Annotated in this window: 13 protein-coding genes; 5 read left to right on the top strand and 8 right to left on the bottom strand. The window is 35.7% G+C overall.

Translation table 11 applies throughout. The annotated features are described in order from the left end of the window. Positions 1–62 precede the first annotated feature (62 nt). From B3J44_RS17300 to B3J44_RS17280, 5 genes are all read left to right on the top strand, one after another. On the top strand, positions 63–2,174 hold the full coding sequence (locus tag B3J44_RS17300) for a glycoside hydrolase family 97 protein (RefSeq protein WP_286969942.1): 2,112 nt from the start codon (positions 63–65) through the stop codon (positions 2,172–2,174). 1,039 nt (positions 2,175–3,213) lie between these two features. Further along, entirely contained in the window at positions 3,214–6,192 is a 2,979-nt protein-coding gene (locus B3J44_RS17295; protein WP_274257207.1) for a SusC/RagA family TonB-linked outer membrane protein, read from the top strand. 35 nt (positions 6,193–6,227) lie between these two features. Beyond that, positions 6,228–7,835, top strand: coding sequence for a RagB/SusD family nutrient uptake outer membrane protein (locus B3J44_RS17290; protein WP_286969941.1), 1,608 nt, complete (start codon positions 6,228–6,230; stop codon positions 7,833–7,835). Positions 7,836–7,853: 18 nt separating this feature from the next. Further along, positions 7,854–8,621: a SusE domain-containing protein gene (locus B3J44_RS17285; protein ID WP_286969939.1), complete on the top strand. Its 768-nt coding sequence runs from the start codon at positions 7,854–7,856 to the stop codon at positions 8,619–8,621. Between the two features lie 838 nt (positions 8,622–9,459). Further along, a complete protein-coding gene (locus B3J44_RS17280) occupies positions 9,460–9,627 on the top strand; it encodes a hypothetical protein (RefSeq protein WP_157509937.1) in 168 nt (55 codons plus the stop codon). A gap of 765 nt (positions 9,628–10,392) precedes the next feature. Here the strand turns inward: B3J44_RS17280 and B3J44_RS17275 are convergent. From B3J44_RS17275 to istA, 8 genes are all read right to left on the bottom strand, one after another. Then, on the bottom strand, positions 10,393–11,538 hold the full coding sequence (locus B3J44_RS17275; protein ID WP_286969937.1) for a ChaN family lipoprotein: 1,146 nt from the start codon (positions 11,536–11,538) through the stop codon (positions 10,393–10,395). A gap of 29 nt (positions 11,539–11,567) precedes the next feature. Continuing rightward, complete coding sequence (locus tag B3J44_RS17270; RefSeq protein ID WP_051234441.1) at positions 11,568–14,201, bottom strand: DUF5916 domain-containing protein; 2,634 nt, start codon at positions 14,199–14,201, stop codon at positions 11,568–11,570. Positions 14,202–14,224: 23 nt separating this feature from the next. After that, positions 14,225–16,078, bottom strand: a complete 1,854-nt coding sequence (locus tag B3J44_RS17265; protein ID WP_026729741.1) for an alpha-amylase family glycosyl hydrolase — start codon at positions 16,076–16,078, stop codon at positions 14,225–14,227. Positions 16,079–17,306: 1,228 nt separating this feature from the next. Then, positions 17,307–17,735, bottom strand: coding sequence for a hypothetical protein (locus B3J44_RS17260; protein ID WP_286969933.1), 429 nt, complete (start codon positions 17,733–17,735; stop codon positions 17,307–17,309). Positions 17,736–18,026: 291 nt separating this feature from the next. Then, complete coding sequence (locus tag B3J44_RS17255) at positions 18,027–18,827, bottom strand: tetratricopeptide repeat protein (RefSeq protein ID WP_286969931.1); 801 nt, start codon at positions 18,825–18,827, stop codon at positions 18,027–18,029. Then, complete coding sequence (locus tag B3J44_RS17250; protein WP_286969930.1) at positions 18,824–19,333, bottom strand: hypothetical protein; 510 nt, start codon at positions 19,331–19,333, stop codon at positions 18,824–18,826. Before B3J44_RS17250 ends, B3J44_RS17255 begins: the two co-directional genes overlap by 4 nt. Before the next feature lie 438 nt (positions 19,334–19,771). Continuing rightward, positions 19,772–20,509: an IS21-like element helper ATPase IstB gene (istB, locus tag B3J44_RS17245; protein WP_286969929.1), complete on the bottom strand. Its 738-nt coding sequence runs from the start codon at positions 20,507–20,509 to the stop codon at positions 19,772–19,774. A 16-nt stretch (positions 20,510–20,525) separates the two neighbouring features. Continuing rightward, positions 20,526–22,073, bottom strand: a complete 1,548-nt coding sequence (gene istA, locus B3J44_RS17240; RefSeq protein ID WP_286969927.1) for an IS21 family transposase — start codon at positions 22,071–22,073, stop codon at positions 20,526–20,528. Positions 22,074–22,353: the final 280 nt, after the last annotated feature.

Here is a 22,353-nt window from a genome sequence, read left to right as displayed (position 1 = left end):
CTTTAAATTTGATGGAACTAAAAAAGCTAAAACAAACCATTAATTTTATTAACTCAATTCAAATGAAACATTTCTTACTATTGACCTTGCTGTGCCTGGCATCTAATAGCTTGTTGGCGCAGCAATTAAAATCTCCCAATCAAAAATTTCAAATGAAGTTTTCTTTACAAAGTGATGGCACACCCATTTATAGCTTGAATTATAAGGACAAGGTAGTTATTAAGCCGAGCAAACTGGGATTGGAGCTGAAAAATGATTCAAAATCATTACTGAATGATTTCACAGTTATTGATTCTGTCAAGAGTACTTTTGACGAAAACTGGAAGCCAGTTTGGGGAGAAGTAGCCAGCATTCGTAACCATTATAATGAATTGGCGGTAACCCTAAACCAAAAAGGAACCGATAGACAGCTGGTTATCCGTTTCCGATTGTTTGACGAAGGTTTAGGCTTTCGCTATGAATTTCCTTTGCAAAAAAATCTAACTTATTTTATTATTAAAGAAGAAAAAAGCCAGTTTGCAATGAATGGAGACCATACCGCTTTCTGGATTCCAGGAGATTATGATACTCAGGAATACGATTATACGACTTCTAAATTGTCTGAAATAAGAGGTTTGACTAAAAAAGCCACTACCGAAAATGTTTCGCAGCAATCTTTTTCGCCGACAGGAGTCCAGACGGCCCTGATGATGAAAACAGCAGATGGGCTTTTTATCAATCTGCATGAAGCCGCCTTAATTAATTATTCATGTATGCATTTGAATTTGGATGACAAGAATATGGTTTTTGAATCGTGGTTAACGCCAGACGCCAAAGGTGATAAAGGCTATATGCAGGCACCTTGCCAATCGCCTTGGAGAACTATTATGGCAAGTGATGATGCCACGGAAATTTTGGCTTCAAAAATGATTTTGAACTTAAATGATCCTTGTAAAATCGAGGATACTTCTTGGATTAAACCAATGAAATACGTTGGGGTTTGGTGGGAAATGATTACAGGGAAAAGCACTTGGGCCTATACCGATGAATATCCAACAGTGCAATTAGGGCTTACCGATTATGCAAAAGCTAAACCCAACGGAAAACATGGCGCCAATACGGCTAATGTAAAAAAATACATTGATTTCGCAGCTGCAAATGGGTTTAGTGCGGTATTGGTAGAGGGTTGGAACGAAGGCTGGGAAGATTGGTTTGGCCAGTCTAAAGATTATGTTTTTGATTTTGTAACCCCTTATCCTGATTTTGATGTAAAAGGAATTCAGGAGTATGCCAAATCGAAAGGGATTAAAATAATCATGCATCACGAAACTTCCGGCTCTACACGCAATTATGAACGTCATATGGACAAGGCTTATCGTTTTATGAAAGACAATGGTTATGATGCTGTAAAGAGCGGCTATGTGGGGTCAATCCTTCCGCGCGGTGAAAATCATTATAATCAATGGCTTGTCAATCATTATCAGTTTGCAATTGAAAAAGCGGCAGACTATAAAATCATGGTCAACGCACATGAAGCGATTCGTCCAACAGGGATTTGCAGAACTTATCCAAATTTAATTGGAAATGAATCGGCTAGAGGAACAGAATACCAGGCTTTTGGGGGATCCAAGCCTAATCACGTTACAATTTTGCCATTTACCAGATTAATTGGCGGCCCAATGGATTATACTCCTGGAATTTTTGAAATGAATATCAGCAAAATTAATCCAGAAAACACTTCGCATTTAAACAGCACCTTGGCAAATCAATTAGGATTGTACATAACAATGTACAGCCCATTGCAAATGGCTGCTGATTTGCCGGAAAATTACGAGCGTTTTCCAGATGCTTTCCAATTTATTAAAGATGTTGCTGTAGACTGGAGTGAGAGTAAATATTTAGAAGCTGACCCTGGAGAATTCATTACAGTTGCAAGAAAAGCGAAAGGAACAGAGAATTGGTTTATAGGTAGCGTAAATGGTGAAAGATCAAGAACTTCATCTATTACTTTGGATTTCCTAGAAAAAGGTAAAAATTACCAAGCAACCATTTATGCAGATGCAAAAGAAGCGCATTACAAAACCAATCCGCAGGCTTATAGTATTCGAAAGATAAAAGTTAATAGTAAATCTAAATTAGCGCAATATACTGCTCCTGGAGGCGGTTATGCTATTAGTATTGTTGAATTGAAATAGAGACTAATGACTTTGGAAATTTTACCTATTTAATTGTTTAAATAGCATCGAAAGCTGTTTTATTATCCCTAAACCCCTCAAAGCAATTTGAGGGGTTTTTATCTTCATAGTGCAAACAGTTCTATTCATTTTTTTTTACTTCAACTCGGAAAATTTCAATTCCAAGATGCATCCCCATAAGTACTTCCTAGAATGCTTTCTTTCAGTTGAGCCTCCAACGATTATGGTGCTGAATATTTCTAGAAGTTTAGTCTCCTTCAAGTTTTTAATGATAGATGGCTTTTTAGCCATCAGCATTCAAAAGCGGACCATATTCACAATTAAAAGATATATTCGGTATATCAGCCTCAAAAGATCCCGCCATTTCGGCAAGGATGCTACTCTGAAAATTCAATTTCTGATCTGCCTTTGCGTATTTAGCCTGATAACTTAAAGTTTCTCCTTCCTGTTTTGTGACTTTTTTTTGGGGGAATTATGAATTTTCAGTTATGGCTTTGGAGATTCCTAGCAAGAAAAAACTATTGAAACAAACCTTTGGCGGTGGACAGAATTAAAAATCTTCCTGCATATTCTGCATTATCAACACTTAAGGATCAAATCAGAAAATCTTCTACAAAATATATTAGATTTTGTGCCTTCAGGATTATTGAGAGAGATCAAACCAATTAGTTTTTTTAAGGCATTTTAATTTAAAATATTTCGATTGAAGCGCAGAGCATTAAAGAATTAACAATTTTTACTAGCATAATAAATCTAATGTTAAACTAACTTTTTTGCAAATGCGATTTGCCTAGCTCAAATCTGATTTTTTACTACATAGGCACTACTTTTTACAGGTGTTAAATGGTGTTAATTGTTTGTTTTTAAGGTGTTTGTGTATATGCGGTAACTCGTTTAGCTACATTTTTTTTATTGTCAAAATTAAGACTTTAAACGCTTCATAATTTTGTTTCAGCGAAATCGAAATAATCTCTCCTTAGGTCATAGCGATTTTGCAAAATCAGTATTACTAACAACCAAACTTATTTAAACCAAACTTATGAAAACAATTTACAGAAAGTTGTTATTTTTATTCCTATTGGTGCCTTTTACAGTATTAGCCCAGAACACGTTAAGCGGTACTGTTGCTGACAAAAGGACGGGTCAGCCAATACCGGGAGTAAATTTAAATGTACAAGGTGCTCCAAACGGTGCATCTACGGGATTTGACGGTAATTTCCAACTGTCAAATGTTAGAAGCGGAAACAAAATTGTTGTTTCTTTCATTGGATACAAAACCCAGACCATTGATTACACAGGACAAAAAACATTAAATGTTTTTTTAGAAGAAGATGCAAACCAGCTCAAAGAAGTTCTAGTTCAGGTAGGTTACGGAACTGTTAAGAAAAAAGATGCAACAGGTTCTGTTTCACAAATTGCAGCAAAAGACTTTAATAAAGGGATTAACGTTACTTCTGAGAGTTTAATTAAGGGCCGTATTTCAGGCGTGAATATAACAGGCGGAGGAGCGCCTGGAGCAAAAGCGGACATTAGAATTAGAGGAGGCTCATCGTTAAATGCTTCAAACGAACCTTTAATTGTAATAGACGGACTTCCCACTAGTAATGCGGTACCGAACGGGGCTACAAGTATTTTGGCTACAATAGATCCTAATGATATTGAGTCGTTTACAGTTTTAAAAGATGCATCTGCGGCTGCAATTTATGGATCTAGGGCTGCAAATGGTGTAATTGTAATTACAACAAAGAAAGGCTCTAAGGCTGGAATGAAGGTTTCATTCAATTCTCAAACCGGCGTGGATACTGTTGCTGATACAGTCGATGTATTGAGTGCTGATCAATTTCGGAATTTAGTAAATGAAAAAGGTTCAGCAGCTCAGAAGGCATTGTTAGGCACTGCCAATACAAATTGGCAAGATGAAATTTTTCATACTGTACTGACAACCAACAATAATGTATCCGCAAGCGGTGCGCTATTTGGCAAGCTTCCTGTTAGGCTTTCTTTAGGCAACATTAACAACCCTGGAATATTAAAAAATACAAGCTTTGAGAGGACTACTGCTTCATTGACTATGAATCCTGTTTTATTTGATAACCATTTAAAAGTTGATATTAGTGGTAATTTGTCTTTTGGTAAAAATAGATTTCAAAATCAAGGCGCTGTAATTGGCAATGCAATAGGATTTGATCCTACGCAGCCAGTATACCAGACGGGATCTCGTTATGGCGGATATTTCGAATGGTTAGAAGCAAATGGCAATTTACCCTTATTGCCAGGAAGGAACCCTGTGGCTTTATTAGATCAGACGAACAACAGTTCAACCTCTACTAGAAAATGGGGAAATGTAAGGTTAGATTATAATTTGCATTTCTTTGAAGATTTAAGGGCTGTGCTTGAATTGGGCATTGATAAATTTGATAGCAACGGATTTATAGATATAAGCACTGAAAGTGCCACTGGATATCAGCCTAATGTTTTTAGCTCAGGAAATTGGGTGAATAAAGGAGGAAATACGCATTATACGGACTCGCGCCAAAATAAAAACTTAAATGCCTATTTTAATTATAGCAAAGATTTAGGAAAGTTTAAAACTGATGTTACGGCAGGCTATAACTATCAAATGTTTCAAAGAGAAGGATTTACAACTAATAATGTAAGAGTTCCCGGTACTGAGCCTGATGTTCAAACGGATCCAGATATTAATTTGCAGTCTTACTTTGGTCGTGTAAACCTAGGATATGATGGCAGGTATTTATTAACATTGAATTATAGAAGAGACGGTACTTCGCGTTTTTCTGAAAAAAACAGATGGGGTAATTTTTCAGGCGCTGCTTTCGCATGGAACATTTCAAGTGAGTCGTTTTTGAAAGATAATAGTGCTTTATCAAATCTTAAATTACGATTAGGGTATGGTGAGACTGGACAGCAGGATATTAGTGCTTCGTACGATTATCTAAAAAGAGTGACTTTGGGCACGGTGAACTCTCAGTATATTTTTGGAAACACTATCTACAGGGTAGCAAGAACTGAAGGTTATAATCCAGACATTAAATGGGAAGAATTAGCTGAAGCCAATATAGGTTTAGATTATGGATTATTCAATAATAGAATAACAGGATCCATCAACTATTTTAATAAAAAGTCAAATGATCTTTTAGCTTTTATTGCTTATCCTGATGGCGCGAATATGAGAAATCAGGGTTTTTCTAACGTAGGCAGCGTAAAGACAGATGGTGTTGAATTTAGCATCGAATCAGACATTATAAAAAATGATAATTTAAACTGGAATTTAGCTTTTAATGCAACTTATATTAAACAGGAAATAACCAATTTAGGCTTTACTGTTCCGGGTTTTCAAGGATATACCACTGGAGGTATTGCAGGTGGTAATGGTAATCAGATACAAATTAACTCTGTAGGATTTGCTCCCAATACCTTTTATGTTTATGAGCAGCTATATGATGCAAATAAAAGACCGATCCAAGGAGCTTACGCAGATAGAAATAAAGACGGGCAAATTAACACCGAGGACCGTTACAGGCTTCACAAAGCGGCACCGGATTATACGTTTGGCTTTGTCAGCACATTGAATTACAAAAATTTTGATTTTACAATGAATTGGAGAGCTAGTTTAGGAAATTATGTTTTTGACAATATAAGCTCTGATAAAGGATACCTGCAGGCAGGCTTAAGAAGAGAAACTGATTTGGCCAATGTTACTATAGATTATTATAACACGGGTTTTGATGCTGAAACTAATTCAAATGGAACCCAACGCAACTATTCTGATTATTTCATAAAAGATGCATCTTTCATAAAATTAGATAACCTGACAATAGGCTATGCATTAGGGAAAAAGATATTAAAGTCTGCCGCATTGAGATTTTCTGCAGGAGTTCAAAATGTTTTGACTTTCACAAAATACGACGGTTTGGATCCTGAACAGTTTAATGGCATTGATGGTAATGTTTATCCAAGAGCCAGAACTTACTTCTTTGGAGTTAATGCCAATTTGTAATAGTACATTCATGAACAAATTTTAAAAAAATAAAAATGAAAATATCATTTAAATATATAGCTTATTTTCTTCTATTCATTTTTGGATTAAATATGGTGCTTACTTCGTGTACAAGCGACCTAGAAGTGACCCCAAAAGACGATGATGAATTTTTATCAGATTCCTTTTTTAAAGACCCCTCATCCTATAAACAAGGATTGGCTAAGCTGTATGCAGGTTTATATGTCGGAGGAAATGATGGTGATGGAATTGCTGATATTGCTGGAATTGGAGGAGATTTTAGCAGCTATTTGAGGTTATTGTTTGCAATGCAAGAGTTTACAACGGACGAAGCTATTGTATCGTGGGGAGATGATGGTCTGCCAGCATTAAATTTTCAGACGTGGAGCACCAATAATCAATTCTTATATGGATTGTATTCCAGAGCTTTTTACCATATTAGTATTGCTAATGAATTTTTAAGGCAAACCACAGATGAAAAATTAGCAGAAAGAGGTGTTGATGCCAGCCTGAAAAGTGAAATTACCACCTTTAGGGCAGAGGCCCGCTTCTTAAGAGCATTTTCATACTATAATTTGATGGATCTCTTTGGTAATGTGCCTATTATCACGGAGAAGGACCCAGTTGGTTTTTTCTATCCCGAACAAAAAGCAAGAGCAGAAGTTTTTGCATTCATTGAATCCGAATTGAAAGATTTAGACAAAAGCCTTGCCGCTTCAAGAGCAAATGAATACGGAAGAATAGATAAAACAGCTGCTAAATTTTTATTGGCGCAAATTTATCTTAATGCAAAAGTATATAGCGGAACGGCAAAGAATGATGAGGCAATAGCGGCCTGCAATGATGTTATTAATTCAGCTTACAGTTTTGCAGATGTGCCATACCGATATTTATTTGCAGCTGACAATAATGTCAATGGAGCGCAAAATGAATTTATTTTCCCGGTGATCAATGACGGTAATGCTATTAGAGCTACAGGCGGAGGTATGAGCTTCATTTTGCACGCTTCTATAGGAGGAACAATGGATGCCGCGACCCAAGGGATGGATGGGGGCTGGTCAGGCATCAGAACAAGAAAAGAATTTGTTCAATTGTTTCCCGATGAAAATGCTACTGGAGATGTCAGAGGCACTTTCTATACCAATGGACAAACCTTAGATATTGCTAACGTAGGCGCTTTTTCAAACGGTTACGCAGTTACCAAGTACACTAATGTAAATTCTGATGGAAGCGCAGCGCAAAGAAATGATATTCCAGATACAGATTTTCCTATGTTTAGATTGTCAGATGCATATTTAATGTATGCTGAAGCAACTTTAAGAGGTGCATCAAACGGCAATATCGCAACAGCTTTAGGTTACGTGAATAAAATCAGAAAAAGAGCTAATGCAACTAGTATTTCAACTTCCGATTTAACATTAGATTTTATTCTTGCAGAAAGGGCAAGAGAATTGTTTTGGGAATGCCACAGGCGAACTGATTTAATTCGATTTGACAAATTTACCGGTTCAAGTAAACTATGGCAATGGAAGGGAGGCATTCAAAATGGGACTTCTACACAATCCTACAGAGATATTATGCCAATTCCCAGCACAACCATTCAAGCTAACCCGACTTTAAAACAAAACCCTGGATATAACTAACATATAAAAGATAATAAAATGAAAAATATATATAAAATTCTGGCTGCATTAATTGCCATATTAATAGTGTCATGTAATGCTGATGATGTTGAAAACAGACCGGTAATCACTGAGGGGATTGCGCCAGTACTGCTCACTCCGCAATCTAATTTTAATATTGTGCTCGAAAATGCCAATGCTACAAGCTTAGCGACTACTTTTGTTTGGAATGAAGCACATTATGAGGGAACTGAAACAGTTATTAATTATACAATTGAAGTGGCAAAAGCTGGTACCGATTTTAAAAATCCTACTATAGCGAGTGTAACCACCGCTACATTTAAAAGCTTTACAGTTGAAGAATTAAATGCCGTCGCTTTAAATGCTGGGCTTACATCTTTTGTCGAAGGAAAGCTGGATGTACGAATTAGATCTACAGTCGGTGCAGTTAACGCACTGCCGCAAACATCTAATTTTTACACTATCACCGTAACGCCATACCCTGCATGGCCAAACTGGGGCATAATTGGCAGCGCGACGGCAGCAGCAACAGGTGGTGACGGTTGGACAGCCGATGCTGACTTAAATTATAATTCAGCTTCTAAAAAATATTCCATCACGATGGATTTAGCCGCGGGGGAAATCAAATTTAGATTAGATGATGACTGGGCAACAAATTACGGCGATAATGGAAGTGATGGAACTTTAGATGCAGGCGGCACGAATATTCCAATTGTAACAGCAGGAAACTATACTATTGTTGTTGACTTCACTGCAAAAACTTACACTGTTACAAAAAATTATTAATTTTTCATTATTAAAAAAGGCCATCTTAGGATGGCCTTTTTTTAATAATGCTATCGGGACAAATCGAAATTACTGCCAATCAATAGTTTGTTCGTAGTTAGGTTATATTCTTTTTTTTTTGATAGCCCTCACTGCTGTAGCTACAATATTTTGAATCATAATGCTCACTTCTCGATCGGCTTCGCTGATTCTTTTTGTCATGTTATTTTCAGAATCAGGCAAGAAATTATTTTAACAATTTTTCTATTTCTTGATAGTAAATTTTATCAAGGGATAAGTGTAATTATTCTTTAATTGCATATCCTTTCTTATAAAAATCTTTGCCTTTTAAAAAAATCTTTGCCTTTTAAAAAAATCTTTGCCTTTTAAAAAAATCTTTGCCTTTTAAAAAAATCTTTGAACAAACTTATATTGCTCTCTTTTTTGTATGCTAATGCTAAATAGTAATATGTTTCCGCTAAATAGTCATCTATTATAAGTTATTTTTTTTCTGCTTTCAATCCGCAGAATTTTATCGAAATCTTCGAGGTCAAAATTTGGCTGTATGTCCTGTAAGTTTGAATTAAGAACAGATTTTATTTTATTGATCGGTGTCTTTTTTTGACTAATGTTCTAAAAGCGTGTATCATGGTTCTGTAATTTTCTTCTGTAAGGATAAACCGCAAAATTAGCAAATCACTAGACAGACTATCGATAACAATTGTTTTAAAAAAAAGTTTTTATCGCCTGTTGAGAACCCTGATGAGCGATATAGATGTGATGCCTAAAATAGGAAGCAATGTAATCTTGTGGGATGACTTGTATGATTTAGGTACAGGTCCTAAGACATCCTTTTTCAATGAAAAACATTGTTTTTGAAACACTGCCTTCTTCCAGCAGTATGGTTCTGGCAGGAATCTCTATTGGAGCAAAAATCGGTATTAGAATACACCATCTGTCGGTATTGGTTTGTGTTTTTTCTGGCATGGCTGCATCTTTACTTGACCGAAAAGGTTATATTATATAACTGATGTTGATTTTTACTAAATTTATTGAAAACAGAATGATTATCTGCAGGGTTAAATGTACTTGTAATCTTCTGAGGTGCTATACCCGTGAGCTGCAATAGTTATATGGATGAGCTACTGACGTATTTGGACTATTGGTTTTCCGTACCCAAGGGTGGGCTTTCAAAAACTATGGCAAGGTTTATGTGCTTATGCATGGATGGTCAATAACTCGATTTATTATATATACAAAAAAATCAAGATGGATTTGTAAGAACCTCTTGTTTTTATTTTTAAAATTCTTGCCATCATGACCGACATTTTCCGGTAGATCTGTGTTGTCATTTTATTTTTTTAATTATTTCTACTATTGTTTTTTGGAGGAAGGTTTGGACCAGTTATGCGGGTAACGCTTAAAATAGCTATCAGATAATCTGGCCGGTAAATTAATTAGTATCAGCAATGGTCAGCGGAATCTAATTTGGGTGATCAGTATCGTCATTGTATTTAATGTTTTTTTAGGTTTAATATTGTTTTTCATGAGCTTTTCCAACTGTGCGTTCACAAAGGGATTTCCACTGCACATTAGCAAAACGAACTGGCGAAGCAATCGAGGAATAGCTGGTGGCATAGATGGTTTTGCGTCAATTAGCGGTGCATTCTCATGTACCGCTATTTGTAAAGGCCGCATTTATGCAGTATGACTTCGGTTAGATAATGTATGGTTTCTTGCAAAGCGGTGGCCTGCTATGAAATAGGGATTTTTAATTTGAATGCGTTTAACCTCAATACTTGTCTACCTCACCATATTTCTTTGCAATATCTCCATATTCCCGAATCTGTTTCCAATATTCCTCCATGTTTTTTGGCCTTGGCCTCCAATCAGGATCTGCTACATTTTCCTGGGCTTCATTCCAATTGCTCGCAGTTAAAAATTTCGGATCAATATCGCAACCAGAAAGTTTATTTATTGGTGCCAGAAATATATAGCCATCATAAAAATTTTCCAAAGTAAAGTCCTGATATCCCATTGAATAATAACTATTATCCTTAAGCTTTCCAAGTGGAGTATCAGCCAAATCGAAACCAACTGGTGTATTATTGATTTTCTCCATTATAATTTCGATTTTTCCATCTGCCGGAGAAATCAAATTCGGTTTTGTATCAGGACGATTACTGAAAGGTTTATGCAATAAAACAGAATAAACTAATCGTGGATATTTAGCATAAAGCTGATTCCCAAAATAGCCATCTTCAAATCTTATAAAATCAGTACCCAAAAAATCATAAACTGGAAATTTATACTTTGTAAATGCATGGACATCTCCGGTGAGAATCAAAATTTTCTCTCTCTTAGTAACAATTTCTTTCTCTACAATAGAGAATCGATATGTTTCAGTGTTTCCTTTGTAAAAAACTTTCTTCATTTTTTCAGAAGTTCGTTGTCCAGAAAAGGAAGACCAATCGTAACGATAGCTTAAATTTAAAATACGAAATTTTTTCGAAGATTTAGGAAGGGATCTATTAAATGACCATGCAGCCTCATACAAATCGGTATACCCCTTAAAAGCCCACCCTGAATTGTAGTTAAACATTAATTTTCGAGCTAAATCCTTGTTATATTCAGGAGCAGAAATTAAAGAATCTAGTTGCGCTTGATTTTCACTTGCGCCAAATTCCATTCCTAAATTATATACTTTATTTTGATATAAAACAGGAATCAAACTCTTTACAAATTGAAGATTTTCCTTAACCCGATGCTCTTCTGACAGAAGGATTATATCCTTTTGAGCAAATTTTGAAGCAATATATTCCTCTGGCGTATTTTTGTTATTGGATAAATATTGGACTGATTTTTCAATCTCATCCGATTGCGAAAAGATACAAAGAGGAAAAAGAATCAGATGTAAGAGTATATTTTTTTTAAACATTTTTTATTTTTTAGAGATTAGTTTTTTCTTCATAGCAAAAAGCGATAGGTCATTTTGAAAATAAATGTATTCTGCGGTTGTTTGCCTAAAATTTGTGTGTCCAGATTAACAAATAAATCGTCCATAGGATTTCCCGAACCATTTGTTCCTTGCGACCAAACCAAATAAATTTCTGAGCCTGGTATATATTCCCATCTTAAAACCAAATTGGAGCGGAACTGAACAAATGAAAAGTCAGGATTACGAAAGGAATAGTCTTTGGTCCCATTTTGATTTTCGTCAACATTATAAATATTTGTTGCACTATCAAATGAAATCTGCTTTTGATTGTATGTTACAACTCTATCTGCAAAATAGGCTGCACGGGGGTTGGTAACGTAATTAAAATCTGAATATTTTCCAGTTGACACAAATGGCTGTCCATAATACTGAATAGTAAAATTGGGATTTATGCTATAATTGAGCCGCAATGAAGCGCTTAATGTCTGCTGTTCCAAATGCGAAGTTATATATCGAATTCCGTTTTCATAATTTGATTGCGTTACATATTGTGTTTTACTCTGATTAACATTGAAATTTGGATTCAAAGTAATCGACAACGCATTTGTTGGCTGATACGTCACACTAGGATCTATTGCCTTATACGAGAAAGAATTGTTTTTTCCTTGGGCGAAAAACACTCCAGCTTGAAAACGAAGCTTTTTTCGCGGATCCGAACCAAAAGTATTATAGCTTACAAATTCTTCTGAAAATCTAAATTTTGGCCCGCCCTGCAAATAGGCATTATTATAGATTCTAGGTTTATAAGAAAAACCGATATTCGCCCACCAATAGTTCTTAAATTCTGATTTCCCCAAAAGATCATAATAAGTCCGATTGTGAAAACCTCCAAAATCGTAGGTTACAAAAGGTTCTAAACGCACCATTCCGCTTCTGAAAATCCCAAAAGGTTTTAAAGATTGATAGCTTACATAGAAAGTCTGCTTGATTTCATCCGCCTGACGCAGAAAGCCAATGTCATTGAGCTCCAATTCCGGCGAACGCCAGGTTAGTGTCGCATTATATCGCCAGTGTCCCTCAGCTGCTTTTCCTGCTTCAATCTTTCCTCCCGTCCCCGTAAGTGACGTTCTGCTTTCATCAACAGAAACATAATCAGCATCTGCTCTTTGAAACAAATGTGAAATTTCTTTCTGCGTGTTCGTAATCGATTCTCTTGAACCTAAGACATGACTTAAAATTACATTTCCACCTATAAAATATTTCCGATTTTTCCAATTGTGCTTGAAATCCAATCCGCCGGTATATGCTGCTTTTCGCAAAAGTAGAAATTGCGGTTCATCTGTATTTCTGTTGGTTGCCGTTAAGATTGCTCCCAGAAAACTATTTCGGTCATTAAAATCTTTTTGAACACGGCCTACAAAATAATTGGTAAGCGGTTCTACATGAACTTCTTGTCGTTCTTGACCGTTATCGATTTTGACATATTCGTCTGCCGTAACGCTTTCCATAATTCCTAATGACCAACCATTTTTTGTTTTCCCGCTAAATTTTGCGGCACCCAAAATGGTTGTATTTTGAGGACGTTTGATAAAATCTTCTTTTTGAGTTGTAATTATCCCTTGCGGACTTCGACCGATACGTCTGGAATAAAAAAGATTGTCTTCATTGTTTCCAAAATTGCAATCGAAAATGTTTTTGTTTTCGATAAAAAAAGGACGTCTCTCTTGAAGAAATATCTGAAATCCATCCAAAGCAATTACAGCAGGATCGGCCTCAACCTGACCAAAATCAGGGTTTATAGTCAAATCCAGCGTCAAATCATTTGTAACTCCAATTTTAGCATCAAGTCCCGCATTTAATGTGAGATCTTCCCCGTCTCTAAATGGATTTCCGTTTTCTTGTTCATATGTATCAAGCTGCGTTAAAAAGTAAGGCTGAATTTCCAATTGTTTTTGGGGTTTAAGATTGGCTAAACCCTCTAAATTTCCAAATTCACTTACCCAGCCCGGCGCATCAGCCGGGATACGTTGCCAAACCGATCGCTCCTGTTTTCGAAAATACCTGCGCGTAGCTTGAAAACCCCAAATTTGATCTTTGCCCGCACTGAATTTTAACTGACTGAGCGGAATTTTCATTTCAGCAGTCCAGCCTTCTGAGTCAATATTTGTTTTTACATACCAAATCGGATTCCAGCTTGCATCCCAGTTATTCCCATTATCTGCAATAAATTCATCGCTTTTAACTCCCGATGCCGAAATAGTAAACGAAAATCCAGTACGCTTGTCGTGATAACTATCAATATTCACTTCGACAAAATCGCCGTCAAAACCATCTCGTCTTGACAAACGTTTTACAATTTTTTCGGGCTCTTTATCATAACACTTGAAAGCAACATATAAAAATTTAGCATCGTAAAGAATTTTAAACTTAGTCTGCTCTGTTGGAGCTGTATTTTCATCGGGAAGATTCTCTATAAAATCGGTTTGCCAATCTACGATATCCCAGCTTGAATCGGTTAAAATTCCATCAATTATTGGAGCTTTATTATTTTCTAATGATTTTGTGGTATAACTTCTTTTTTCAATTTTAGACTGTTCCTGTGCTAAACAATATTGAATTGAAAAGAAGACTGTCAGCAAAATCTTTATTCGCTGTAAAGCCATATTGGTTATTTTTGCCGATTTTTTTATTTACTTAATTCCAGAACCCACATTTTTGTTGCTGGAATAACTGTTTTTTGAGAAGTCGAAATTTTTTCTTCTGTAATAACATTTTTAGCAGAAGCAAAACCGGCTGTCCTTTCATTATATTTTTGAAAATCAATTTCTTTTTCAGAATTGCTTGTATTCATCACACACATTATTGTTTGGCTGTCATCATATCTAAAATAAACATATAAGCCATCTACAGGCGTATAGTGCATCATTTTTCCCGTTTTGATTGCTGATGCATTTTTTCTAAAATTAGCCAGCTTGCGAACCAATTCCTGTGTCGATTTTTCGTCATCAGTCATTCCTTTTCCTGTAAAAGCATTTTTCTCATCTTCTTTCCATCCTCCTGGAAAATCAGCTCTTAGTAAGCCATCTGGATTTTTAAATCCCTTCATCAAAACTTCAGAACCATAATATAGCTGTGGAATTCCTCTGCAGGTCAGCAGCCACTGAAACCCAATTTTTTGCTTTTCTGCATTTTCTCCCATTAATGAAAAAAATCGAGCCTCGTCATGATTGTCCAAAAGCAATACTTTCTGCATTGGATTTTTACTCAAAAAATCACTGCTCAAAGTATAATACAATTGATTGACTCCGCCTTTCCACCCAAAAGGTTCTGTCAAAGCTGGAATGATTCCGTAATACAGACTCTGAAAATCTACAACTGAAGGCAAATTGCTTTTGAACGGTGTATCTATATTATTCTGCTCAAAATAAGCCTGATTTGCTACCCCGTGCACCATGATTTCGCCAAAAATGGAAATCTTAGGAAACTCATCCATTATAGCTTTGTTGCAGCGGTTGGCAAAATTCAGGTCATTATAGGTATAAGTATCAAGGCGAACTCCATCAATACCAAACTTTTCAATATGCCAAATGCAATTTTGGATAATGAAATTGGCCATAAACGGATTATCTTGATTAATGTCTGGCATTATTTTATCAAACCAGCCATCGCTCATTTTCTTTTTGTCAGATTTTGTTCCGTAAGGATCAAAAAGCGGGATTTCTCTATAATTGGTTTGAGTATATTCTGGCCAGCGGTGAACCCAGTCATTTGCAGGAGGATCTAATTCTAGAAAATGAAACGATCCGATGTGATTATAAACTGCATCAAAAATAAGCTTCATTCCTCTTGAGTGAAGCTGATTGCTCAATTTTTCATACATCGCATCTCCTCCATATCTTCGATCAATTTTGTAATGATTTGTAATTGCGTAACCATGCTCAGTTCTTTTCTCCATATCATTTTCCATAACCGGAGTAAACCACAATGCTGTAACTCCAAGCCCCTGAATATAGTCCAGATTATTAATCACACCTTGCAAATCTCCTCCATGACGATCATACATTTCTTTTCGATTAAGGGACTGGTCACGCATTCCTTTGATTTTATCATTGGCAGTATCTCCATTACTAAAGCGATCAACCATAATCAATTCGATAAAGTCGCTGGAAGTCACTCCCTGAGCATATTGTATTCCGTTACCAGCTCTTCGGTTGTATATAGGCCATTTTATTTTCTGTTTCCCAGATTTTTGATTCAATTCAATAATTACATCACCAGCAGCAGTTTCGGGTGAAATAGTAATATCTACCGCAATGTATTTTGAATTTGGAAAGGAATAAGTTTTGTTTATCGCTATTCCCGGATAATTGATGTTGATTTTATCTGTAGTAAAAGAGTCATCAGTACTTCGAATTAATAATTGAATGGAATTGGTCTTCATTCCTACCCACCAATTTGTTGGATAAACTTCTGTATTTTTAGCATTAATTGCTAAAGAAAAGCAGCATAGCAACATTAAAATAAAAGAGGTATTCTTCATAATATTTTTTTTAAAGTTAGAATAGTCGGCGAAGATATTATGCTTTTTAGCAATCAAAAAGGCAATTATTTAAACAGCATGATTTGTGTTGCAGATAGCAATCCAGAATCAATTATGCCATTTATAGAAGAACACTGTTTTCTGGCTCAGTCCAGTTTTTATTTTAAAACAAAAACATTAACTTTAAAATAAATGACAAGTTAAAACCAGCTTACTAATATCAAGAGGATGTTCGAGAATATTTTATATAAGCCGAATTCATAGAGAATCTTTGCACATTTAGAGTATAATTATACAGTGCGCAATTTGAAAATATTTTTTTTTCAATAAACATGTAAAGCTGCATGTCCCAAAGAAATAAACAACAAAAATTTTTGTCTTTGCCCTATATTATATTTCTATAAACTGCAGCATTGATGCTGCATTCAAATATGGTCAAAGCCATTACGGCTTCATGACGGAGTGATGTTTCTATTGCTTCAAATCAGGTTTTTCGCATCGCAAGGATTGATATTGTTATTTCTAAATAACTGATATGCAAAATGCTGCAATACACAATTCATTTTGGATCTTGTAGCAAAACAGACGATTGCTTTAACTGATTAAATGCGAATTATCTCAAAAGACAAATGCATATATTAGACCTTATCACTTTTAACTACATTGTTAGTTTTGGCTACAATAAAACTATTTTTGGATACATTTAGCGGTATAAGAATCCACTTTTGTCCCTTGACATTTAAGGCTGCGGCACCTGAGATAATGTAGGGTGCCCAATGGAATGCTATTTGCGAGTGTTTATGTTTACTTTTTTAGCCATCAGATGCCTGAGGTTCATAAATATGATAGGCTGCCGGCTTCTGCAATAGAGTTTTTATTTTAGATGCAGTAATTTATGGACTTCTTTTAGAATAATAAGACCGGCGTCTCATTTCCCATTGTCAGCCGTTTATTTTCTCCTTATGATACCGGTTGAGCCATTTTTCCATCCCGAGCAGCAGCGAACCGGTGAAGCAATCCGGGCTAAATTCATTTTTTATGTTTCGGCTTTTAGTTTTTAAATACTAATTTCTTAGCCGTTGAGAAAACTTTTATCTTTAATCCTTGTTCCTACAGGGTACAGGCGAGGCGACCAGGTAGATCATCCCAGATACTGCGCTGATTTTCTATTAAACCAATTGCAAAAATCCGCTGCAGCGGCTGCAAGAAGTGCTTTCCTGCGAGCAGTTTAGTTGTCAGCTGCTTTTTTTTTATTTCTTTTTGCCGCATTGAGTTCGATATAACTAAGTCCGCAGATAATTACTATTTCAATCAAAAAATAGGCCGTCCCAATTATTGTCAGCAAATGGCAGTATTTAATCAGCAGTCCGATTGCCAGCACGCAATAAAGCAGGTTTGCAAAGCCGATAAGGCTTATGAAAAGTGCCCAGCGTCTTTTTAAAAACAAAAAACAGGCACTCGAATAAAAACAGAAACAAACTGCTATTACCGCAAGGTAAGCCAATGCAGTTTTTGGAATTCCAAAATATTCATTAAAGTGCCGCATTATTGTAAACAGGAAAAATGCTGTCAAAACTGCCCCTAAAGAGTCAATAAGGAAAAGTTTCCTTGGGTTCTCTGCCAAATGGCCTATTAGATTGTTTAGTATTTTATTCACTTGAAATGTTGTTGTTGTTGTTGTTGTTGTTGTTGTTGTTGTTGTTGTTGTTGGGTTCTTTAGATTGCATATGATATTATTTTTTGGGAGCTTTTTCCCGCTATGCGCTGCAATCTTCTGGGCCGAAACCCGGCCCAGAAGGATTTCCGCTGCTATCGGGGCTAGGAAGTTGAATCCGTTTTTTAACAGCTGCCATTTTAATTATGGGTATTTTCTTCTTCCAGTCTTTTTTCTCTCTTTTTCTTTTGGGAAATATAATTTCGATTGCTGCCAGCCGCTACCAGCAGTTTTTTATTCATTTTTAATTGTTTGGTAATAGACGCTATTAAAATGCCGAGTATATGGGTCGAACAATTTTTTATTTCCGGCATAAAGCAGCAATGCAGTTTCTTTGTACTTTTTATATTCTTTTTGGTTGTCTAAGATTTTGTAAATCTTGCATTTGTAATAGGAATTGTCAGCAAACTCGTTTATTTCAGTTTGTTTTTCAAATGACTTTAAAGCATTTGCAAAGTCTTTGATTTCATAATAAGTTACCCCTAACTGATAATAATCATATAGTCCGGGCGAATAATCTTTTGTCTTTAATTGTTCTTTGAATATTTTGATTGCTTTTTTCTTTTGATTCAATGCACTGTAGCAGACAGCTTTTGTAATGTTCAAATGATAATCTCCATTTGTTGAATATCCAATATCATAATCTGCCAAACTATCAAGTCTTTCAATATCTTCAATAGCCCCCTTATAATCCCGGAAAAATTGATAACGGCACCAGCCGCGGTAGCCTAAATTTAAGCCGAAATCCAAATCAACTGCTCTGTCAATCAATTTTTTCCAGGTCAAAAAATCTCCGCTTTTTAAATATGCTGTTGATTTCTCCCGGTAAGCATATGCGAAATTTGGACAGATTTTAATTGCATTATCAAGAGTTTCTTGAAACTCTCTTTGAAATTGATAAAATTTTTCCGCTTTTTCCGCTTCAATGCACGCTTTGTATTGCAGGGTGTCGCCTGTGAATAAAAAAGCATTGCAGTTTGGCTGGGAAAACAAATAAATAGGGCAAAGCAAGAACAAGTAAGCTATATTTTTCAAGGCAGTATTTCTTTTAATTGTCCATTTTCAATTTTAAAGATCAAGTATTGGTAATAGTCGATTTCCTTTTCGCTGTATTTTTTCCCCTTCCAGCCTTTTAAGCTTTTTGTAATGCCCATAAGCTGTTCTGTTATTGATTTGACAAAAATTTTTTCATTGTAGTTTTCATCCATGCCAATCAAACGAAATCGGTCTGTTTTTCCTTTGCAGCTGACAACAAAATTGATTCTGATGAGCCCTGTTTCATTTTTAATGATTTCAGATTTATATTTTTCAGCAAACTCTTTCTCAATAGCTGATTTTTCCCCATCATATTCAAGACCATTACCGGTATTAAAGTATTGAAATATATGTTTTTCAAAACATAGCTCGAAATCTTTATTGTCCATTTCTGCATTGAATCCGATGTCTCCAACATAAGCTGGATATTCAGGTCCGGTTTCGCTTTTTTCTTGTCCGCAAGAAATCAATGGGACAAGCAATAGTAGTTTTAATATTTCAGTCATTGTAAATTTGTTTGCTTTTATTGGTTTTTTTTAAGACCAATTGTGCGCAATATTCTGGCATTGCATCGGGTTTGGTATTAAATCAGGCCTTATTCTGCTGTATATGCCGTCCGATTGGGCAGCCAAAGCCGCAGCAAATGGACCAAGTGGATCACTCCAGGGCTAAGGCTATAGCAGCTCTTGTATGCAGTAGTTCTACTTTTGTTTGTAATTTTTAGCGAAATGTTCTTTTCCTTTTATCCATAAATATTTATCAATCTTTTTTAAATCAAAATCATCCAGACCTGCAAATTCCGGTGATATTGATCACCGTTTTAAAGTGAGCACCTGATTCCATTTCAAAATGACCACCTAATTCCGGAGCAAAATGACCACCTCCGTTTTGATTAAAAACTATATTTTTTCATCTGTTAATTAGTATTCAAATATAATAAAATATCACTCTTTGTTTATTCCTCTTTTCTTTCTCATCGATTCTCCATGTAATTCAAGCCTGTGAGATTGGTGTATCAGTCTGTCTAATATTGCATCGGCTATCGTTTTTTCTCCAATGATATCATACCAGCCCTGAACTGGGATTTGTGATGTCACGATGATAGAGCCGTTATTATGCCTGTCCTCTATGATCTCTAAAAGAGTAATTCGGTTATGGCTGTCAAGTGCCTGGAGTCCAAAATTATCAAGTATTATAACATCCTGTCTTTGTATTTTGGTAAGTTCCCGCAGATAAGTACCATCTGCTTTAGCCATTTTTAGTCTAGCGAATAATTTTGAGGTATTAAAATAACTTACCTTAAAACCTTGTATACAGGCTTGATAACCTAATGCGGTACCTAAATAACTTTTACAAACCCGGGTACTTCCAGTGATTAAGATGTTTTCGTTTTTCTCTATAAATTCGCATTCTGCCAGACGCAGTACCATGTTTCGGTCCAGATTACGTGATACATCAAAATTGATACTTTCAATATTTGATTTGTAATGGAATTTGGCATTAGTGATACTTCGTTCAATACGACGATTGTACCTTTCATCCCATTCTGCATCAATAATCATCGATACAAACTGGTCAAGGGTATAATGATCTGTTTTTCCGCTTTCAATGGCTGTTTTAAAAGCATTAAACATGCCATAAAGCTTCATCTGTTTCATTTTGGTAACTGTGGATTCATTCATTTTTTCAAGATTTAATTTAGTTATAATAGTGTTTTCCTCTTATGTTACTGTGATTGGGAAGTTCCTGCTCAGGTTCTTGATCAAAATCAATATGATCCAAGTTGTTTTCTAAAATATTTTGTATGGTCTTAAAATTGTAAATTTTAAAATCAAGTGCCCGCCTGCAGGCATTTATTAATCGCTGTCTACCTACCTTTTTTTCAAAATTCAGTATTCCTAAACAACTTTTATAAGCCTGTTCTGGATGATTTCTGCTTTCGATTATCTGCATTATATATTCTCCTACTGACTCATCAATATTATTAGCCCATTCAATGAAGCGGGCTGCACTCCATTGGGCTACAAATTGATGTGTACTGGCTAAATGCTCAGGGGTTGTTGTATAGACATAAGGTTTGTAGTTTCTTGGATGTACAGCTATTCGATTGTATTTATAATAAATCTCTACCGTTGATTTGGTATATAACAGCTTTGCTTTCTTTTTTACATATTGATACGGAACGCTGTAATAGTTTTTGTCCTGGCTTAATTGAACATGACCGTTTTGCATTACTGTTGCAAAAGATTGGTATTTAATTTCAAAACGATCTTGTGGCAGTGGACGCAGTTTTTCTTTCTCGTCTTCTAAAAATAATTCAAAGCGGGAATAAGGGCGTCCTGTTAGTTTTCTGTTATTATGAGAGTCAAGTAAATCCCAGATCTGCTGATTTAATTCTTCCAGAGAAAAGAACTTGGTTTCTTTTATGGTTACATAAATCCTTCGATATAATATCTTAACAGCTCCTTCAACTAATGATTTGTCTCTGGGCCTGTAAGCTCTCGCAGGCAGGATTGTAGTTTCGTAGTGTTCTGCTAAATCAGCCAGGGTTTCATTGATTGTCGGTTCAAAACGACTGCTTTTTATTACTGCAGATTTTAAATTATCCGGAACAATGGCAGCAGGAGTACCTTCAAAAAAGCGCATGGCATTCTCTACTGAGTCAACAAAGTTTACCTTTTGCTGGCTCATGGAAGCTTCAGCATACGTGTATTGGCTAGCGCCTAATATTGCTACAAAAAATTGTACTTCTTTGACTTCTCCGGTATCTATATCAATAATTGAGAGTGTCTTTCCGGCATAATCAACATACATTTTATCACCAGCCTTATGGTTCATATGCATGACCGGATTAACTCGTTTGCCCCATATATTGTAGTGATAATGAAATTGTGAAGTTCGATAACCATCAGGATTTACAGCGATATATTGTTCCCACATATGCTGTACGGTAACGCCAACTTTTTTTAGTTCGCGTTCCATTTTAGGAAAAAAATCATAAAGTGTCTGTAATCTAGGGCTAATGGCCTCTACACTAGTTTGGGAGAATAAAAGTTCCAGCTCTGCATCGGTTTTTTGGTCGATTAATTCAAAGCTCAATCCGAGAACTTCAAATAAAGAAATATATTTCTTTACCGTATTTCTTGAAAGGGATAAGTAGCTACTTATAAACAACTTACTCTTTCCATTACAATAGAATTTAATTACTTTTCTAATTTTACTCATGTCTGTTATTTTGTTTGCCATAATCCGTATATTTTTAACGAATGTATGGTTCTAACAACATGAAAAAATCAATAGTTTTTAATCGTTAATTAAACACAAAACTTGGTGGTCAATTTGCTCCGGAATCAGGTGGTCAGTTTGCTCCGGAACGGGTGGTCAATTTACTCCGGAATTAGGTGGTCAAATTGACCGGTTTTTCCAGTCTATGATTGAAAGCGTCTTTCCAGCATAATCCACATACATTTTATCGCCAGCCTTGTGATTCATATGCATTACTAGGTTTACCTTGTTGCTCCAGTCT

It is taken from the genome of Flavobacterium sp. UBA4854, assembly GCF_002399805.1.
GTDB classification, from domain to species: Bacteria; Bacteroidota; Bacteroidia; order Flavobacteriales; family Flavobacteriaceae; genus Flavobacterium; species Flavobacterium ginsengisoli.
This window is presented reverse-complemented; position numbering and strand designations above follow the sequence as displayed.

Bases quoted from the DNA above. Each gene is read 5' to 3' on its own strand.
- B3J44_RS17300 (WP_286969942.1), top strand. From the start codon at position 63: ATGAAACATTTCTTACTATTGACCTTGCTGTGCCTGGCATCTAATAGC.
- B3J44_RS17295 (WP_274257207.1), top strand. From the start codon at position 3,214: ATGAAAACAATTTACAGAAAGTTGTTATTTTTATTCCTATTGGTGCCT.
- B3J44_RS17290 (WP_286969941.1), top strand. From the start codon at position 6,228: ATGAAAATATCATTTAAATATATAGCTTATTTTCTTCTATTCATTTTT.
- B3J44_RS17285 (WP_286969939.1), top strand. From the start codon at position 7,854: ATGAAAAATATATATAAAATTCTGGCTGCATTAATTGCCATATTAATA.
- B3J44_RS17280 (WP_157509937.1), top strand. From the start codon at position 9,460: ATGAAAAACATTGTTTTTGAAACACTGCCTTCTTCCAGCAGTATGGTT.
- B3J44_RS17275 (WP_286969937.1), bottom strand. From the start codon at position 11,538: ATGTTTAAAAAAAATATACTCTTACATCTGATTCTTTTTCCTCTTTGT.
- B3J44_RS17270 (WP_051234441.1), bottom strand. From the start codon at position 14,201: ATGGCTTTACAGCGAATAAAGATTTTGCTGACAGTCTTCTTTTCAATT.
- B3J44_RS17265 (WP_026729741.1), bottom strand. From the start codon at position 16,078: ATGAAGAATACCTCTTTTATTTTAATGTTGCTATGCTGCTTTTCTTTA.
- B3J44_RS17250 (WP_286969930.1), bottom strand. From the start codon at position 19,333: ATGACTGAAATATTAAAACTACTATTGCTTGTCCCATTGATTTCTTGC.
- istB (WP_286969929.1), bottom strand. From the start codon at position 20,509: ATGAATGAATCCACAGTTACCAAAATGAAACAGATGAAGCTTTATGGC.
- istA (WP_286969927.1), bottom strand. From the start codon at position 22,073: ATGGCAAACAAAATAACAGACATGAGTAAAATTAGAAAAGTAATTAAA.